This is a genomic window from Streptomyces sp. NPDC046876 (genome assembly GCF_040645035.1).
In the GTDB taxonomy this organism is placed as follows: domain Bacteria; phylum Actinomycetota; class Actinomycetes; order Streptomycetales; family Streptomycetaceae; genus Streptomyces.
In genome coordinates this window covers 1-13,795 of sequence record NZ_JBEYXK010000142.1, presented here as the reverse complement: position 1 = coordinate 13,795, position 13,795 = coordinate 1, and the positions used below count along the sequence as shown (strand labels likewise).

The 13,795-nt window shown below is 72.1% G+C and carries 13 protein-coding genes and 1 riboswitch; of the genes, 3 read left to right on the top strand and 10 right to left on the bottom strand.

Annotated features, from left to right (window positions below):
- The 10 genes from ABZ924_RS35840 to ribD form a co-directional block, all read right to left on the bottom strand.
- The coding region (locus ABZ924_RS35840) for a hemolysin family protein (RefSeq protein WP_361919457.1) at nt 1-1,018 on the bottom strand (1,018 nt) is incomplete at its 3' end.
- Nucleotides 1,015-2,367: a hemolysin family protein gene (locus ABZ924_RS35835; protein ID WP_361919455.1), complete on the bottom strand. Its 1,353-nt coding sequence runs from the start codon at nt 2,365-2,367 to the stop codon at nt 1,015-1,017. The genes ABZ924_RS35840 and ABZ924_RS35835, both read right to left, overlap by 4 nt.
- 232 nt (nt 2,368-2,599) lie before the next feature.
- A complete protein-coding gene (locus ABZ924_RS35830; protein ID WP_361919461.1) occupies nt 2,600-3,064 on the bottom strand; it encodes a PH domain-containing protein in 465 nt (154 codons plus the stop codon).
- A 115-nt stretch (nt 3,065-3,179) separates the two neighbouring features.
- Nucleotides 3,180-4,028, bottom strand: a complete 849-nt coding sequence (hisG, locus tag ABZ924_RS35825; protein WP_361919453.1) for an ATP phosphoribosyltransferase — start codon at nt 4,026-4,028, stop codon at nt 3,180-3,182.
- Between the two features lie 144 nt (nt 4,029-4,172).
- Nucleotides 4,173-4,454 carry a phosphoribosyl-ATP diphosphatase gene (locus ABZ924_RS35820; protein WP_361919451.1) on the bottom strand — a complete coding sequence of 94 codons (282 nt, stop codon included), beginning with the start codon at nt 4,452-4,454 and terminating at the stop codon, nt 4,173-4,175.
- Between the two features lie 35 nt (nt 4,455-4,489).
- A complete protein-coding gene (ribH, locus tag ABZ924_RS35815; protein ID WP_114056708.1) occupies nt 4,490-4,975 on the bottom strand; it encodes a 6,7-dimethyl-8-ribityllumazine synthase in 486 nt (161 codons plus the stop codon).
- Between the two features lie 66 nt (nt 4,976-5,041).
- The gene (locus tag ABZ924_RS35810) at nt 5,042-6,340 is read right to left on the bottom strand and encodes a bifunctional 3,4-dihydroxy-2-butanone-4-phosphate synthase/GTP cyclohydrolase II (protein WP_361919448.1); all 1,299 of its coding nucleotides are present in this window, start codon (nt 6,338-6,340) and stop codon (nt 5,042-5,044) included.
- Nucleotides 6,337-6,990 carry a nicotinamide mononucleotide transporter family protein gene (locus ABZ924_RS35805; protein ID WP_361919446.1) on the bottom strand — a complete coding sequence of 218 codons (654 nt, stop codon included), beginning with the start codon at nt 6,988-6,990 and terminating at the stop codon, nt 6,337-6,339. Before ABZ924_RS35805 ends, ABZ924_RS35810 begins: the two co-directional genes overlap by 4 nt.
- Nucleotides 6,987-7,625: a riboflavin synthase gene (locus ABZ924_RS35800; RefSeq protein WP_361919444.1), complete on the bottom strand. Its 639-nt coding sequence runs from the start codon at nt 7,623-7,625 to the stop codon at nt 6,987-6,989. The genes ABZ924_RS35805 and ABZ924_RS35800 overlap by 4 nt, the downstream gene beginning before the upstream one ends.
- Complete coding sequence (gene ribD / locus ABZ924_RS35795) at nt 7,626-8,690, bottom strand: bifunctional diaminohydroxyphosphoribosylaminopyrimidine deaminase/5-amino-6-(5-phosphoribosylamino)uracil reductase RibD (protein WP_361919459.1); 1,065 nt, start codon at nt 8,688-8,690, stop codon at nt 7,626-7,628. It lies immediately after the preceding gene.
- A gap of 230 nt (nt 8,691-8,920) precedes the next feature.
- Nucleotides 8,921-9,050, bottom strand: a riboswitch (FMN riboswitch).
- 270 nt (nt 9,051-9,320) lie between these two features.
- On the opposite strand from ribD, the gene ABZ924_RS35790 reads away from it, so the two are divergent.
- The 3 genes from ABZ924_RS35790 (at nt 9,321) to ABZ924_RS35780 (ending at nt 13,500) form a co-directional block, all read left to right on the top strand.
- On the top strand, nt 9,321-11,699 hold the full coding sequence (locus tag ABZ924_RS35790) for a chitinase C-terminal domain-containing protein (RefSeq protein ID WP_361919442.1): 2,379 nt from the start codon (nt 9,321-9,323) through the stop codon (nt 11,697-11,699).
- A gap of 85 nt (nt 11,700-11,784) precedes the next feature.
- On the top strand, nt 11,785-12,714 hold the full coding sequence (locus tag ABZ924_RS35785) for an RNA polymerase sigma-70 factor (RefSeq protein ID WP_361919440.1): 930 nt from the start codon (nt 11,785-11,787) through the stop codon (nt 12,712-12,714).
- 27 nt (nt 12,715-12,741) lie between these two features.
- Nucleotides 12,742-13,500, top strand: a complete 759-nt coding sequence (locus tag ABZ924_RS35780) for an NAD(P)H-binding protein (protein ID WP_361919438.1) — start codon at nt 12,742-12,744, stop codon at nt 13,498-13,500.
- Nucleotides 13,501-13,795: the final 295 nt, after the last annotated feature.

Below are 13,795 nucleotides of genomic sequence, written 5' to 3'. Positions count from 1 at the left end.
ATGCCGACGGCTTCGGCCGGTCCCTTGTCGAGGGTGGAGGCGTCGCGTCCGATCTCGATGTTGGTGAAGACGGCGTTGCCGGAGAGCTGGGTGGCAGATGGGTGGCGTCGTGCCGCATGACGGTCAGGGCGTCGTCCAGGGGCAGCGTGGAGGACAGCGTCGGCATGCGGCGCCACACCCGCTGCGGGACCGCCCGTTCGCGGTCCTCCAGGTCCAGAACGTCCTTGACGTGCAGGTAGCCCATGAAGGCGCCGCCTTCGGAGCGGACCGGGAAGCGGGAGTACCCGGTCCGGACCGTCAGCTGTTCGATCTGGCGCGGCGTCGCCGAGGGCCCGACGGTGACCAGCCGGTCCCGGGCCAGCAGGACGTCGGTGACGAGGCGGCTGCCCAGCTCGAGGGCGTCTTCGAGGCGCTCCTGCTCGCCGGGCTCCAGCAGCCCGGCCTGCCGGGAGTCCTCGACGAGCCGGCCCAGCTGCGCACTGGTGTACACGGCTTCTACCTCGTCCTTGGGCTCCACCTTGAACAGGCGCAGGACCAGCGCCGCGCAGGCCCCCAGGAAGGTCGTGATCGGCCCGCACAGGCGGGCGAAGGCGACCAGTCCGGGGCTGAACCACAGGGCGGTCTTCTCGGGGGCGGCCATGGCGAGGTTCTTGGGGACCATCTCGCCGATGACCAGGTGCAGGAAGACCACGGCGGCGAGCGCCACGGCGTAGCCGAGCGGGTGGATCAGCCCGGCCGGTATGTGGGCGGCGTGGAAGACGGGCTCCATCAGCCGGGCCACGGTGGGTTCGGCGACCGCTCCGAGGGTGAGGGAGCACAGGGTGATGCCGAACTGGGCCGCGGCCATCATCCGCGGCAGGTTCTCCAGGCCGTGCAGGACCTGCCGGGCCCGAGCGGAGTCGGCGGCGAGGGGCTCGATCTGGCTGCGGCGCACGGAGACGAGGGCGAACTCGGCGCCGACGAAGAAACCGTTGGCCAGGACCAGGAGCAGGGCGAAGAGGAGCTGGAGCGCGTTCACCGGCCGGCCGCCTCGAGCTCGGCCGGGACGGCCGGTCCGGCCGCGGTGCGCACGAGGCGGACCCGCTCGGCGCGGTAGCGGCCGACCTGGCGGACGGACAGCTTCCAGCCGGGCAGTTCGGCGCGGTCGCCGGGGGCGGGGATCCGGCCCAGCAGGTCCGCGACGAGGCCGGCGACGGTCTCGTACGGGCCTTCGGGTACCTCCAGGCCTATCCGGCGCAGGGTGTGCACGCGGCAGCTGCCGTCGGCCTCCCACGAGGGGCGGCCGTCCTCGGCGGGGACGGCGGCCAGTTCGGGGCCGTCGTCCTCGGCGAAGTCGTGCTCGTCGCGGACCTCGCCCACGAGCTCTTCCACGATGTCCTCCAGGGTGACCACGCCGGCGGTGCCGCCGTACTCGTCGACGACGACGGCCATGGGCTGTTCGCTGCGCAGCCGCTCCAGCAGCGGCTGCACCGGCAGGGAGCCGGGCACCAGCAGCGGGGCGACGCAGATCCGGCCGACCGTGGTGCGGGCGCGTTCGGCTTCGGGCACGGCGAGGGCGTCCTTGAGGTGGACGACGCCGGCGACCTCGTCGATGCGCTCGCGGTAGACCGGGAAGCGGGACAGCCCGGTGGCGCGGGTCAGGTTGAGCACGTCGGCGGCGGTGGCCGTGTGCTGCAGGGCGCTGACCTTCACCCGGGGCGTCATGACGTGCTGGGCCGTGAGCTCGCCCAGCGACAGGGTCCGTACGAAGAGGTCGGCGGTGTCCTGTTCGAGGGCGCCGGCCTGCGCCGAATGGCGGACCAGGGAGACCAGTTCGCCGGGGGTGCGGGCGGAGGCCATCTCCTCGGCGGGTTCCACGCCGAGCGCCCGGACCAGCCGGTTGGCGACGGCGTTGAGGGCGGCGATGACCGGCCGGAAGGCGCGGGAGAACAGCGCTTGCGGACCGGCCACGAAGCGGGCCACCTGGAGCGGCCGGGAGACCGCCCAGTTCTTCGGGACGAGCTCGCCGACGACCATCTGGACGGCGGAGGCGAGCAGCATGCCGATGAACACGGCGGCGCCGGAGACGGCTCCCGCGGGCAGGCCGGTGGCCGTGAGCGGCCCGGTCAGCAGTGCGGCGAGGGCCGGTTCGGCGAGCATGCCGACCACGAGGGAGGTGATGGTGATGCCGAGCTGGGTGCCGGAGAGCTGGAAGGACAGCTCCCGCAGGGCCGCGACCACCGTGCGGGCACGGCGGTCGCCGTCGGCTGCGGCGCGTTCGGCCTCGGGCCGTTCCACGGTGACGAGGCCGAATTCGGCCGCCACGAAGAAGCCGTTGGCGAGGATCAGGGCGAAGGCCGCCAGGAGCAGGAGTAGCGGGATGGTCATGCCGCCGCCTCCGCGGGGAGGGCGGCGCGGGTACTACCGGACGATCCGTCCATTGCTGGAGGGAGTCACTCCTCAAGTCGCAGGTGCCCGCGGGCCTCGGGGTCCCGGGGCCGGTGGGAGGGCGCACGGCTGCGCCCCGCCACCAGGGTAGTCATTGAGATCGTCGCCGCAATGGGACGCAGCGATCGGCTTGGGCCGGGCGGGCTGCCGGGCGGGCGGCCCGGCGCCCTGCTCAGTGGTCGTGCTGCCCGGTTCCCCGGGTCTCGGCGAGTGCGCGCAGGGCGCGCGCGTCGCCGATGGCCTGCTGCTTGGCGACACCCGGCTGGATGCCGAGGGCGGGCAGGCTGGTGCCGTCGTTGAGGTCCAGGAACACCCACGGGTCGCCGGGGCGGAGGTTGACGCGCAGGATCTGCGCCCACTCCAGGCGGCGGGTGGTGGTCAGGTTGACGACGGTCACGCCGGCCTCGTCCGCGACCACCTTGGGGCGGCTGAGCAGGACGAGGACGGAGGTCATGAGGGCGGCGGTGAAGACGAAGCTGGCCCGCTCGCCCGGGCTGAGGTTCTCCAGCAGGAAGGCGATCGAGGTGATCGTCACGAACATGGCGAGCCCGACGCTCAGCAGGACCACCCGGGTGCGGGTCGGCCGGAAGGTGACCGGCAGGGCGGGAAGGGCGGGCTGTGCGGCGGACTCGGCCATGATGCTGGTGTTGCCTTCTTCGGGTGGCGTACGGGCCGGGTGACGGCGTACGGATCGCGTACGGGTCACGCGCGGCCGGGTACGGGCGGGTCAGATACGGCTCACGTGCGGTTCGTCACAGGCGGCAGGCGTGGATCGAGGTGGTGAGGATCGCACGCGCGCCGAGCTCGTACAGGTCGTCCATGATCCGCTGGGCCTCCTTGGCGGGGACCATCGCGCGGACGGCGACCCAGCCCTCGTTGTGCAGCGGGGAGACCGTCGGGGACTCCAGGCCCGGGGTGAGGGCGACGGCGCGCTCCAGGTGCTCGGCGCGGCAGTCGTAGTCCATCATCACGTAGCTGCGGGCCACCAGGACGCCCTGCAGGCGCCGCAGGAACTGCTGGACCTGCGGGTTGTCGGTGTCGGCGCCGTTGCGGCGGATGACGACGGCCTCGGAGGTCATGATCGGGTCGCCGATGACCTGGAGCCCGGCGTTGCGCAGGCTGGTGCCGGTCTCGACGACGTCCGCGATGACCTCGGCGACGCCGAGCTGGATGGCGGTCTCGACCGCGCCGTCCAGGTGGACGACGGAGGCGTCGATGCCGTGGTCGGCCAGGTGCTTGGCGACGATTCCCTCGTACGAGGTGGCGATCGTCATCCCGTGGAAGTCCTCGGGGCCCTTGGCGGTGCCGGGGCGGGTGGCGTAGCGGAAGGTGGACCGGCCGAAGCCGAGCGGCAGGATCTCCTCAGCGTTGGCCCCCGAGTCGAGCAGCAGGTCGCGGCCGGTGATGCCGATGTCGAGCCGGCCCGAGGCCACGTAGATCGCGATGTCCTTGGGGCGGAGGTAGAAGAACTCGACCTCGTTCTCGAGGTCGACGACCACGAGCTCCTTGGACTCCTTGCGCTGGCGGTAGCCGGCCTCATGGAGCATCGCCGACGCCGCTCCGGAGAGTGAGCCCTTGTTGGGGACGGCGATGCGGAGCATGGGTTTTCTTCCTTCACTGCGGGATGCGGTGGGATGCGTGGTGCGGACGCGGTGTGTGGTGCGGGGGTTGTGCGGAGGGGCCGCGGAGGACCCCTGTGGTGCTGCGGACCGGTGGCCCGGCAGGCCCGGTGTCGGCCTGCGGGCCTAGAGGTGCTTGTAGACCTCGTCGAGGGAGATCCCGCGGGCCACCATCATCACCTGGACGTGGTACAGCAGCTGGGAGATCTCCTCGGCGGCGGCTTCCTTGCCCTCGTACTCGGCGGCCATCCAGACCTCGGCGGCCTCCTCGACGACCTTCTTGCCGATGGCATGGACGCCCTTGGCGACCAGCTCGGCGGTACGGGAGGTGGCGGGGTCGCCTTCAGCGGCCTTGAGCTGGAGCTCTGCGAAGAGCTCTTCGAAACTCTTGGTGGGTTCGTTCGCCATGATGGTCCTCAGAATAAGGGGTTCTCCGCTGCCGATCAGCGCCAGGGTTCGCTGACGGACCGCAGGGTGGCTGCGGTGGAGACGGCGGCGATGACCGCTTCGTGCCCCTTGTCCTCGTTCGAGCCCTCGAGGCCGGCGCGGTCCAGCGCCTGCTCCTCGTTGTCGCAGGTCAGGACACCGAAGCCGACGGGGACTCCGGTGTCGATCGACACCTGTACCAGGCCCTGGGTGACGCCCTGGCAGACGTAGTCGAAGTGCGGGGTGCCGCCGCGGATGACCACTCCGAGGGCGACTACGGCATCGTAACCGCGACCGGCGAGTACCTTTGCCACGACCGGGAGCTCGAAGCTGCCGGGGACCCGGAGCAGGGTGGGCTCGTCGATGCCCAGCTCGTGCAGGGCGCGCAGGGCGCCGTCGACGAGGCCGTCCATGACCTTCTCGTGCCACTGTGCCGCGATGACGGCGACCCGCAGGTCTCCGCAGTTCCTCACGCTCAGTTCGGGTGCGCCCTTGCCGCTCACTGCTGTACTCCTCGGTGGTTCGTGGTGTGGTGTGGTGCGGTGTTTCTCGGGGGTGTGGTGCCGTCGTTACTGGTTGCCGCAGGTCGACGCCGGTACGGGCTCGCCCAGCCAGGGCAGGTCGTGGCCCATCCGGTCCCGCTTGGTGCGCAGGTACCGCAGATTGTGCTCGCCCGCCTCGACCGGCATGGGCTCCCGGGCGCCCACGTCGATGCCGTGGCGGACGAGGGCGGCGGACTTGTCGGGGTTGTTGGTCAGCAGGCGGACGCTGCGGACGCCGAGGTCGGCGAGGATCTGCGCGCCGGCGCCGTAGTCGCGGGCGTCGGCGGGCAGGCCGAGCTCCAGGTTGGCGTCGAGGGTGTCGCGGCCTCGCTCCTGGAGCTCGTACGCGCGCAGCTTGGACACCAGTCCGATGCCGCGGCCCTCGTGGCCGCGCAGGTAGACGACCACGCCGCGGCCCTCGGCCGTGATGCGGGCCATGGAGGCGTGCAGCTGGGGGCCGCAGTCGCAGCGCAGGGAGTGGAAGATGTCGCCGGTCAGGCACTCGGAGTGGACCCGGACCAGGATGTCGGAGCCGTCGCCGATCTCGCCGTGGACGAGGGCGACGTGCTCGACGCCGTCGACGGTGGAGCGGTAGCCGTACGCGGTGAACTCGCCGAAGGATGTCGGCAGGTTGACCTCGGCCTCGCGGCGGACGGTGGGCTCGGCGGAGCGGCGGTAGGCGATCAGGTCCTCGATGGAGATGATCGTCAGGCCGTGCTTGCGGGCGAAGGGGATCAGTTCGGGCAGGCGCAGCATGACGCCGTCCTCGCCGGCGATCTCCACGATCGCGCCGACGGGGCGCAGTCCCGCGAGGCGGGCGAGGTCGACGGCGGCCTCGGTGTGGCCGTTGCGGACCAGGACGCCGCCGGACTTGGCGCGCAGCGGGAAGATGTGGCCGGGGCGGACGAAGTCCGCGGGCCCGGAGACGCCGTCGGCGAGCATGCGCAGGGTCGTGGCGCGGTCGGCGGCGGAGATGCCGGTGGTCACGCCGTGGGCGGCGCTCGCGTCGACGGAGACGGTGAAGGCGGTCTTCATCGACTCGGTGTTGTGCTGGACCATCTGGGGCAGTTCGAGCCGGTCCAGCTCGGGGCCCTCCATGGGGGCGCAGATCAGGCCGCGGCACTCGCTCATCATGAACGCGACGATCTCGGGGGTGATCTTCTCCGCGGCGACGACGAGGTCGCCCTCGTTCTCGCGGTCCTCGTCGTCGACGACCACGACCGGCCGGCCGGCCGCGATGTCGCGGATGGCCTGCTCGACGGGGTCGAGCCGGAAGGATTCCTCGAGGAGGGCGTCGAAGTCGGGGACGGGCTTGAGGGAGTTCATGCCGTTGCTCCTTCCAGGGCCGGGGCGGAGGTGGTGCGCGAGCGCTGGTACCAGTCGTAGGCGCCCCACACGACGAGCGCGAAGTAGACGACGTAGACGAGGCCGGAGAAGGCCAGCCCGCCGGTGAAGGCGAGGGGGACGCCGACCAGGTCGACCAGGAGCCAGGCGAGCCAGAACTCGACGAGGCCGCGGGCCTGGGCGGCCATGGCGACGAGCGTGCCGACGAAGATGTAGGCGTCGGCCCACGGGTTCCAGGACAGGTCCGGGTAGAGGGTGAACAGTCCGCCGACGGCGAGGGTGCCGAGGGCCGCGCCGGCCAGCAGCAGGCCGCGCTCGGTCCAGGTGGCGGTGCGCACGGCGATGGAGCCGTCCTGGGCCTGGCGCCTGCCGAGCTGCCAGGCGCGCCAGCCCCAGGCGGCCACGCCGATGACGAGGAGCTGCTTGCCGACGCCGCCGGCGAGGTGGGCGGAGGCGTACGCGGCGATGAGGATCAGGCCGGACAGCAGCTGGGCGGGCCAGGTCCATATGGAGCGGCGCCAGCCGAGGGCGAGGGCGGCCAGGCCCATCAGGTTGCCGATCATGTCGGACCAGATGACCTTCTGCCCGAAGACGGTGAACGCCTCCGTGTTGAGCCAGGTCAGGGCGTTCACCGGTGCGTCTCCTTGCCCTCGTCGGCGGTCGCGGCCAGGGGGTTCACGCCGGCGGCGAGCAGGCGTTCGACGTACTTGGCGAGGACGTCGACCTCGAGGTTGACCGGGTCGCCGGGCTGCTTGATACCGAGCGTGGTCAGCGCGAGGGTGGTGGGGATGAGGCTGATGGTGAAGTAGTCGGCGGCGGCCTCGACCACGGTGAGGCTGACGCCGTCCACAGTGATAGAGCCCTTTTCTACGACGTACCTTGCGAGGTTCTCCGGCAGGGAGATCTTGACGATCTCCCAGTGCTCGGAGGGGGTGCGGGAGATGATCTCGCCGGTGCCGTCCACGTGTCCCTGGACGAGGTGGCCGCCGAGCCGTCCGCCGAGGGCCATGGGGCGCTCCAGGTTGACGCGGGAGCCGGTGTGCAGGGCGCCGAGGCTGGAGCGATTGAGGGTCTCCTGCATGACGTCGGCGGTGAACTCGCCGTCGGCGGTCTCCACGACGGTCAGGCAGACGCCGTTCACGGCGATGGAGTCGCCGTGCTTGGCGCCGTCGGTGACGACGGGGCCGCGCAGGCGGAAGCGGGAGGCCTCCGAGAGCTGCTCGATGGCGGTGACCTCGCCCAGTTCTTCGACGATTCCGGTGAACACTCAGTGCTCCTTGGGGGCGGTGGTGGGGACGGCGGTGATGCGCAGATCGGTGCCGGTGCGGACGGCCTCGGTGATCTCGAGGCGGACCGCGTGGGCGATGTTCGTGATGCCGGCGCCGGCGAGGGCGGCGGGTCCGGCGCCGAGGAGAGCCGGGGCGAGGTAGCCGATGACGCGGTCGACGGCGCCGGCTTCGAGGAAGGCTCCGGCCAGGGTGGGGCCGCCTTCGAGGAGGACGGAGCGCACGCCGCGGGCAAACAGCTGGTCGAGCAGGTCGTGGACGGCGATGCGGCCGTCGTGCAGGGGCAGGCGGAGCACGTCGATGCCGGGCAGGTGCCGGGTGTCGGCGTCCTCTGCGGTGACGAGGAGGGTGGGCGCGGCGTCGTCGAGGATCCGGGCGGTCGGCAGGAGGCCGGCGCGGGTGTCGACGGCGACGCGCAGGGGCTGGGTGGCGCCCTCGATGCCGCGGACGGCCAGGTGGGGGTCGTCGGTGCGCAGGGTGCCGGTGCCGACGAGGACGGCGTCGGCCTCGGCGCGCAGCCGGTGGACGTCGGCGCGGGATTCGGGGCAGGTGATCCAGCGGCTGCTGCCGTCGGCGGCGGCGCTGCGCCCGTCGAGGGTGGCGGCGTACTTCCAGGTGACGTGGGGGCGGCCGAGGCGTACGGAGGTGAGCCAGGCGGCGTTGCCGGCTTCGGCCTCGGCCTGCAGGAGCCCGGACTCGGCGGTGACCCCGGCGGCGCGCAGGGTGGCGGCGCCGCCGCTGGCCTGCGGGTTCGGGTCGGGGACGGCGTAGACCACGCGGGTGACGCCGGCCTCGATCAGGGCCTGGGCGCAGGGGCCGGTGCGGCCGGTGTGGTTGCAGGGTTCGAGGGTGACGTAGGCGGTGGCTCCGCGGGCGGCCTCGCCGGCCGCGCGCAGGGCGTGGACCTCGGCGTGGGGGCCGCCGGCGCGCTGGTGCCAGCCCTCGCCGACGACGGTGCCGCCGGCGTCGGCGATGACGCAGCCGACGACCGGGTTGGGGCTGGTGGAGCCGAGGCCGCGGGAGGCGAGCGCGATGGCGCGGCGCATGGCACGGGCGTCCGCGTCGTGCGGTGCGTGCGGTGCGGCGTCGTGGGATGCCACCGGGTCCTCCTGCCTCATCGGGCACGGACTCCGGGGCCTGTCGGAATACGACAGAGTGAGCGGTACAGGCACGCGGGGACGCCGAGGCCGGAGAAACGGTCCGCTCGGTGCCCGTCCGCAGGGATGCGGAGGTGCACGGTGGACCGCCGACGGCGGCGTACCGGTGTGACTGCCCGCCGCGCACTGCCTCCCATCCGGACTTTCACCGTCGGTCCAGGAATTTCACCTGGTCAACCGGCCGCTGGCTGCGGACGGGTCGCGGACTATACCGCCGGTTCGGAATTACACCGACCCCGGAGTGCGCTGCTTGTTGGTACTCCTGCCAGTCTGCCACGGGTGATCGGGGGCCATGCAGGCGAAGCGCTGTGGCCTGGGTCACAGGGGGGTGCTCGTACGGGAGTCCGTCAAGTGCGGACCGGATTGGTCCAGACCTATTGACGGCATGGTCTAGTCCTCTTAACGTTCCCTTCACCCTCCCCGGGAGACGGCCCGTCAGATGTGCGCACGTCACGGGCAACACGCATCACTTTCCTGCTTGTTGTGTCCTGCACATCCCTCCCCTCCCCAGGAGGCACCATGCTGTCCCCCACACGTACAAGGGCATTGCTCCTGGCATCCGGCGCGGCGATCGCCGGGCTGCTGGCGGGCGGGCTCTCGGCGGGCGTCTCGCACGCCGCCGACAACGAGAGCTGTCGGCCGGACGGGCTCTACAGGACGGCCGGCGTCGACGTCCCCTACTGCTCGGTCTACGACTCCGAGGGCCGCGAGAAGATGGGGGCCGACCACCAGAGGCGCGTCATCGGATACTTCACCGGCTGGCGGACCGGCAAGGACGGCACCCCGGCCTACCTCGCCAACAACATCCCGTGGTCCAAGGTCACCCATCTGAACTACGCCTTCGCCCACGTCGGCTCCGACAACAAGATCTCCGTCGGCGCGGACGGCCCGGAGAACGCCGCCACGGGCATGACGTGGCCGGGCGTCGCGGGCGCCGAGATGGACCCCGCCCTCCCCTACAAGGGCCACTTCAATCTGCTGAACAAGTTCAAGAAGCAGTACCCGAACGTGAAGACCCTCGTCTCCGTCGGCGGCTGGGCCGAGACCGGCGGCTACTTCGACGACAGCGGCGCCCGCGTGAACTCGGGCGGCTTCTACGCGATGGCCACCAAGGCCGACGGCTCCGTCAACCAGGCCGGCATCGACACCTTCGCCGACTCCACGGTCGCGTTCATCAAGAAGTACGGGTTCAACGGCGTCGACATCGACTACGAGTACCCGACCACGATGAAGGACGCCGGCAACCCGCTGGACTGGCAGCTCGCCAACGCCCGACGCGCCGGCCTCGTCCAGGGCTACGCCGCCCTGATGAAGACCCTGCGCGAGAAGCTGGACCGCGCCGGCGCCGCCGACGGCAGGCACTACCTGCTGACCGTGGCCGCCCCGTCCTCCGGCTACCTGCTGCGCGGCATGGAGACGTTCCAGATGCAGCAGTACCTGGACTACGTCAACATCATGTCCTACGACCTGCACGGCGCCTGGAACGAGTACGTCGGCCCGAACGCCTCGCTCTTCGACGACGGCAAGGACGCCGAACTGGCCGCGGCCGGCGTCTACGGCAGCCAGCAGTACGGCGGCATCGGCTACCTCAACGCCGACTGGGCCTACCACTACTTCCGCGGCTCCATGCCGGCCGGCCGGATCAACATCGGCCTGCCCTACTACACCCGCGGCTTCAAGAACGTCCAGGGCGGCACCGACGGCCTGTGGGGCAAGGCCGCGGCCACGGCCTGCCCGGCCGGCTCGGGCCTGACCAAGTGCGGCGACGGCGCGGTCGGCATCGACAACCTGTGGCACGACAAGGACACCAGCGGCCAGGAGTCCCCGGCCGGCTCGAACCCGATGTGGCACGCGAAGAACCTCGAGAAGGGCGTCGTCGGCGACTACGTCACCCGGTACGGCTTCCCGGCGAACACCACCCTGACCGGCACCTACACCCGCAAGTACGACTCCACCCTGGTGGCGCCGTGGCTGTGGAACGCGCAGAAGAAGGTCTTCCTGTCCACCGAGGACGAGCAGTCGGTCGGCGCCAAGGCGGACTACGTCGTCGACCGCGGCATCGGCGGGACCATGGTGTGGGAGCTCGCGGGCGACTACTCCTTCAACGCGGCCAAGGGCCAGTACGAGCCCGGGGACACGCTCACGTCGCTGATGTACGACAGGTTCAAGGCGGCCGCTCCGTACGGGGCGAAGAAGGCGGGCGGCGCGCTGCCGGCGCAGGCCGTGGCCGTGAAGACGGAGTTCACCGACTTCAAGCTCGGCGACTCCAACTACCCGATCACCCCGAAGCTCAAGATCACCAACAACACCGGCACCACGCTGCCCGGCGGGACCGAGTTCCAGTTCGACTACGGCACCTCGGCCCCGAACAACGCCTCGGACCAGTCCGGCTTCGGTACGAAGGTGATCAGCAGCGGGCACAGCGGGAACAACGTCGGCGGGCTGAAGGGCGACTTCCAGCGGGTGTCGCTGAAGCTGCCGGCCTGGCAGTCGCTCGCCCCGGGCGCCACCGTCGACCTGGCCTTCAACTACTACCTGCCGGTGTCCACCCCGTCCAACTGGACGGTGACCATCGCCGGCACGACGTACGCCCTGGCCGGCGACCTGGCGCGCGGCACCGCCGTGGTGGAGCCGGGCGGCAGCCAGCCGCCGACGACCCCGCCGACCACGCCGACCACGCCGCCCACCACTCCCCCGACGACTCCGCCGACCACGCCTCCGACCACGCCTCCGGGCGGCACGTGCACCAACCCGGCATACGTCGCGGGAACGGTCTACACGGGCGGGACGGTCGTCTCACACAAGGGCCACAACTGGAAGGCCCAGTGGTGGACGCAGAACGAGGAGCCGGGAACCACCGGCGACTGGGGCGTCTGGAAGGACCTGGGCGCCTGCTGACCCTGCCCCTGATGCAGGGGCGACGCACGTGAGGACCCGGTGGCCCGGCGGCCACCGGGTCCTCGCTCGCCCGTACGCTGCTGCGATGATCACACGTTCCACCGCCGGCGCCGCGGAGTTCGAGGAGCACCGCCCCCGGATGTTCGGCATCGCCTACCGCATGCTCGGCTCCGCGACCGAGGCCGAGGACGCCGTCCAGGACGCCTGGCTGCGCTGGAGCGCCGACGATCGGGGGGACGTCGCGCACCCGGGTGCGTGGCTCGCCAAGGCCGTCACCCACCTGTGCCTGAACCGGCTGACCTCGGCCCGGGCCCGCCGCGAGGAGTACGTCGGCCCCTGGCTGCCGGAGCCGGTGCTCACCGGGGACGGGATCCTCGGGCCGCTGGAATCCGCCGAACAGCGCGACAGCGTCTCGATGGCCCTGCTGGTGCTGCTGGAGCGGCTGACGCCGGTGGAGCGGGCGGTGTACGTGCTGCGCGAGGCCTTCGCGTACGGGCACCGGGAGATCGCCGGGCTCCTGGACCTGTCCGAGGCCAACTGCCGGCAGTTGTACCGGCGGGCGGCGCGGCGGGTGGCCGAGGGGCGCGCGGACACGGACCGTACCCGCTTCGAGGCGGATCCGGCACGCTGGCAGGGCCTCGTGGAGACCTTCCTGGCAGCGGCCCGGGACGGGGACCTCGGCCGGCTGGAGGGCATGCTCACCGCCGACGTGCGGTACGTGGCGGACGGCGGCGGCGTGGTCAACACGGCCCGGCGGCCCGTCCTCGGCCGCGACAAGGTGGCCCGGTTCCTGCTGGGCGCCCTGCACAAGTACGCCGCCGGGCTGCCGTTCGGCTTCGCCCTGGTCAACGGGGAGCCGGCGGTCGTCGTGGGCGACGCGGCCTCGGTCCTGGTGGTCGAGCCCGGGGAGGACGGCAGGGTCCGCGGGCTGCGGGCGGTGGTCAATCCGCAGAAGCTGGAATTCCTCCGGCGGCAGCTGTCACATTCCGCGGGGCTGTCCAATCCCAGCTGGTGAACGCACCGCCGAGCAAAGGAACGGACCATGACCACGACCCCGTCCACCACCACGACCATCCTCGTCACCGGGGGCACCGGAAACCTGGGCGGTCTCGTCGTCACCCGGCTGCGGGCGGCCGGACACGACGTACGGGTGCTGAGCCGGCGCTCGCCGGACCACCCCGTCGACCTGCGCGACGGCAGCGGCCTGGATGCGGCGATGGCCGGGGCGGAGGTGGTCGTGCACTGCGCGAGCAGCCCGCGCGGCGGGGACGACGTGGCCGCCCGGCACCTGATCGAGGCGGCCCGACGGGCCGGGACCGTGAAGAACATCGTCTACATCTCGATCGTCGGGGTGGACGTGGTGCCGCTCGGCTACTACACGGTCAAGCACCGGGTCGAGCAGATGCTGCTGGAGTCGGGGCTCGGGGTGACGATCCTGCGGACCACGCAGTTCCACGACCTGGTGGCGGGGGTGGTGGACCAGGTGGCGAAGGTGCCGGCGCCGCTGCCGGTGCCGGTGCCGAAGGGGGTGCGGGTGCAGCCGATCGACGTGGCGGAGGTCGCCGACCGGATGGCCGAGCTGGCGGTGCCGGCCGCGGCGGGGCGGGTCGCCGACATGGGCGGGCCCGAGGTCCACGGGCTGGCGGACCTGGCCCGGGCCCATCTGGCCGCCACGGGGCGGCGGCGCCGGGTCGTGGAGATCCCGCTGGCGGGCAGGGCGTACGCGGCCTTCCGCCGCGGCGGCCACCTGGCCCCCGCCCACGCGGTGGGCCACACCCCCTTCGCGGCACACCGCCCCTGAGGCCCGCCTGAACCTTGCCCCTGCGGCGCCGTTCCGGGGGCGCCGCCCCCGCACCCCCGCGCCTCGAACGCCGGCGAGGCTGAATTTCCCGGCCCCGGCGCCGAAAAGAAGGGCCGGAGGCAAGCCGGGCCACAGCCTGTCGAAGCCCGGACAACAGGCCCGGACGAAGCCCAGCAGCGGTTCCGGGCGCAGCCCGGGGGCGGGCGCAGCCCGGGGGCGGGCGCAGCCCGGGGGCGGGCGCAGCCCGGGGGCGGGCGCAGCCCGGGGGCGGGCGCAGCCCGGGGGCGGGCGCAGC

What these genes read in the sequence shown, in the direction of transcription:
- ABZ924_RS35835 (WP_361919455.1), bottom strand. Translation starts at nt 2,367, where the DNA reads ATGACCATCCCGCTACTCCTGCTCCTGGCGGCCTTCGCCCTGATCCTC.
- ABZ924_RS35830 (WP_361919461.1), bottom strand. Translation starts at nt 3,064, where the DNA reads ATGGCCGAGTCCGCCGCACAGCCCGCCCTTCCCGCCCTGCCGGTCACC.
- hisG (WP_361919453.1), bottom strand. Translation starts at nt 4,028, where the DNA reads ATGCTCCGCATCGCCGTCCCCAACAAGGGCTCACTCTCCGGAGCGGCG.
- ABZ924_RS35820 (WP_361919451.1), bottom strand. Translation starts at nt 4,454, where the DNA reads ATGGCGAACGAACCCACCAAGAGTTTCGAAGAGCTCTTCGCAGAGCTC.
- ABZ924_RS35810 (WP_361919448.1), bottom strand. Translation starts at nt 6,340, where the DNA reads ATGAACTCCCTCAAGCCCGTCCCCGACTTCGACGCCCTCCTCGAGGAA.
- ribD (WP_361919459.1), bottom strand. Translation starts at nt 8,690, where the DNA reads ATGCGCCGCGCCATCGCGCTCGCCTCCCGCGGCCTCGGCTCCACCAGC.
- ABZ924_RS35790 (WP_361919442.1), top strand. Translation starts at nt 9,321, where the DNA reads ATGCTGTCCCCCACACGTACAAGGGCATTGCTCCTGGCATCCGGCGCG.
- ABZ924_RS35785 (WP_361919440.1), top strand. Translation starts at nt 11,785, where the DNA reads ATGATCACACGTTCCACCGCCGGCGCCGCGGAGTTCGAGGAGCACCGC.
- ABZ924_RS35780 (WP_361919438.1), top strand. Translation starts at nt 12,742, where the DNA reads ATGACCACGACCCCGTCCACCACCACGACCATCCTCGTCACCGGGGGC.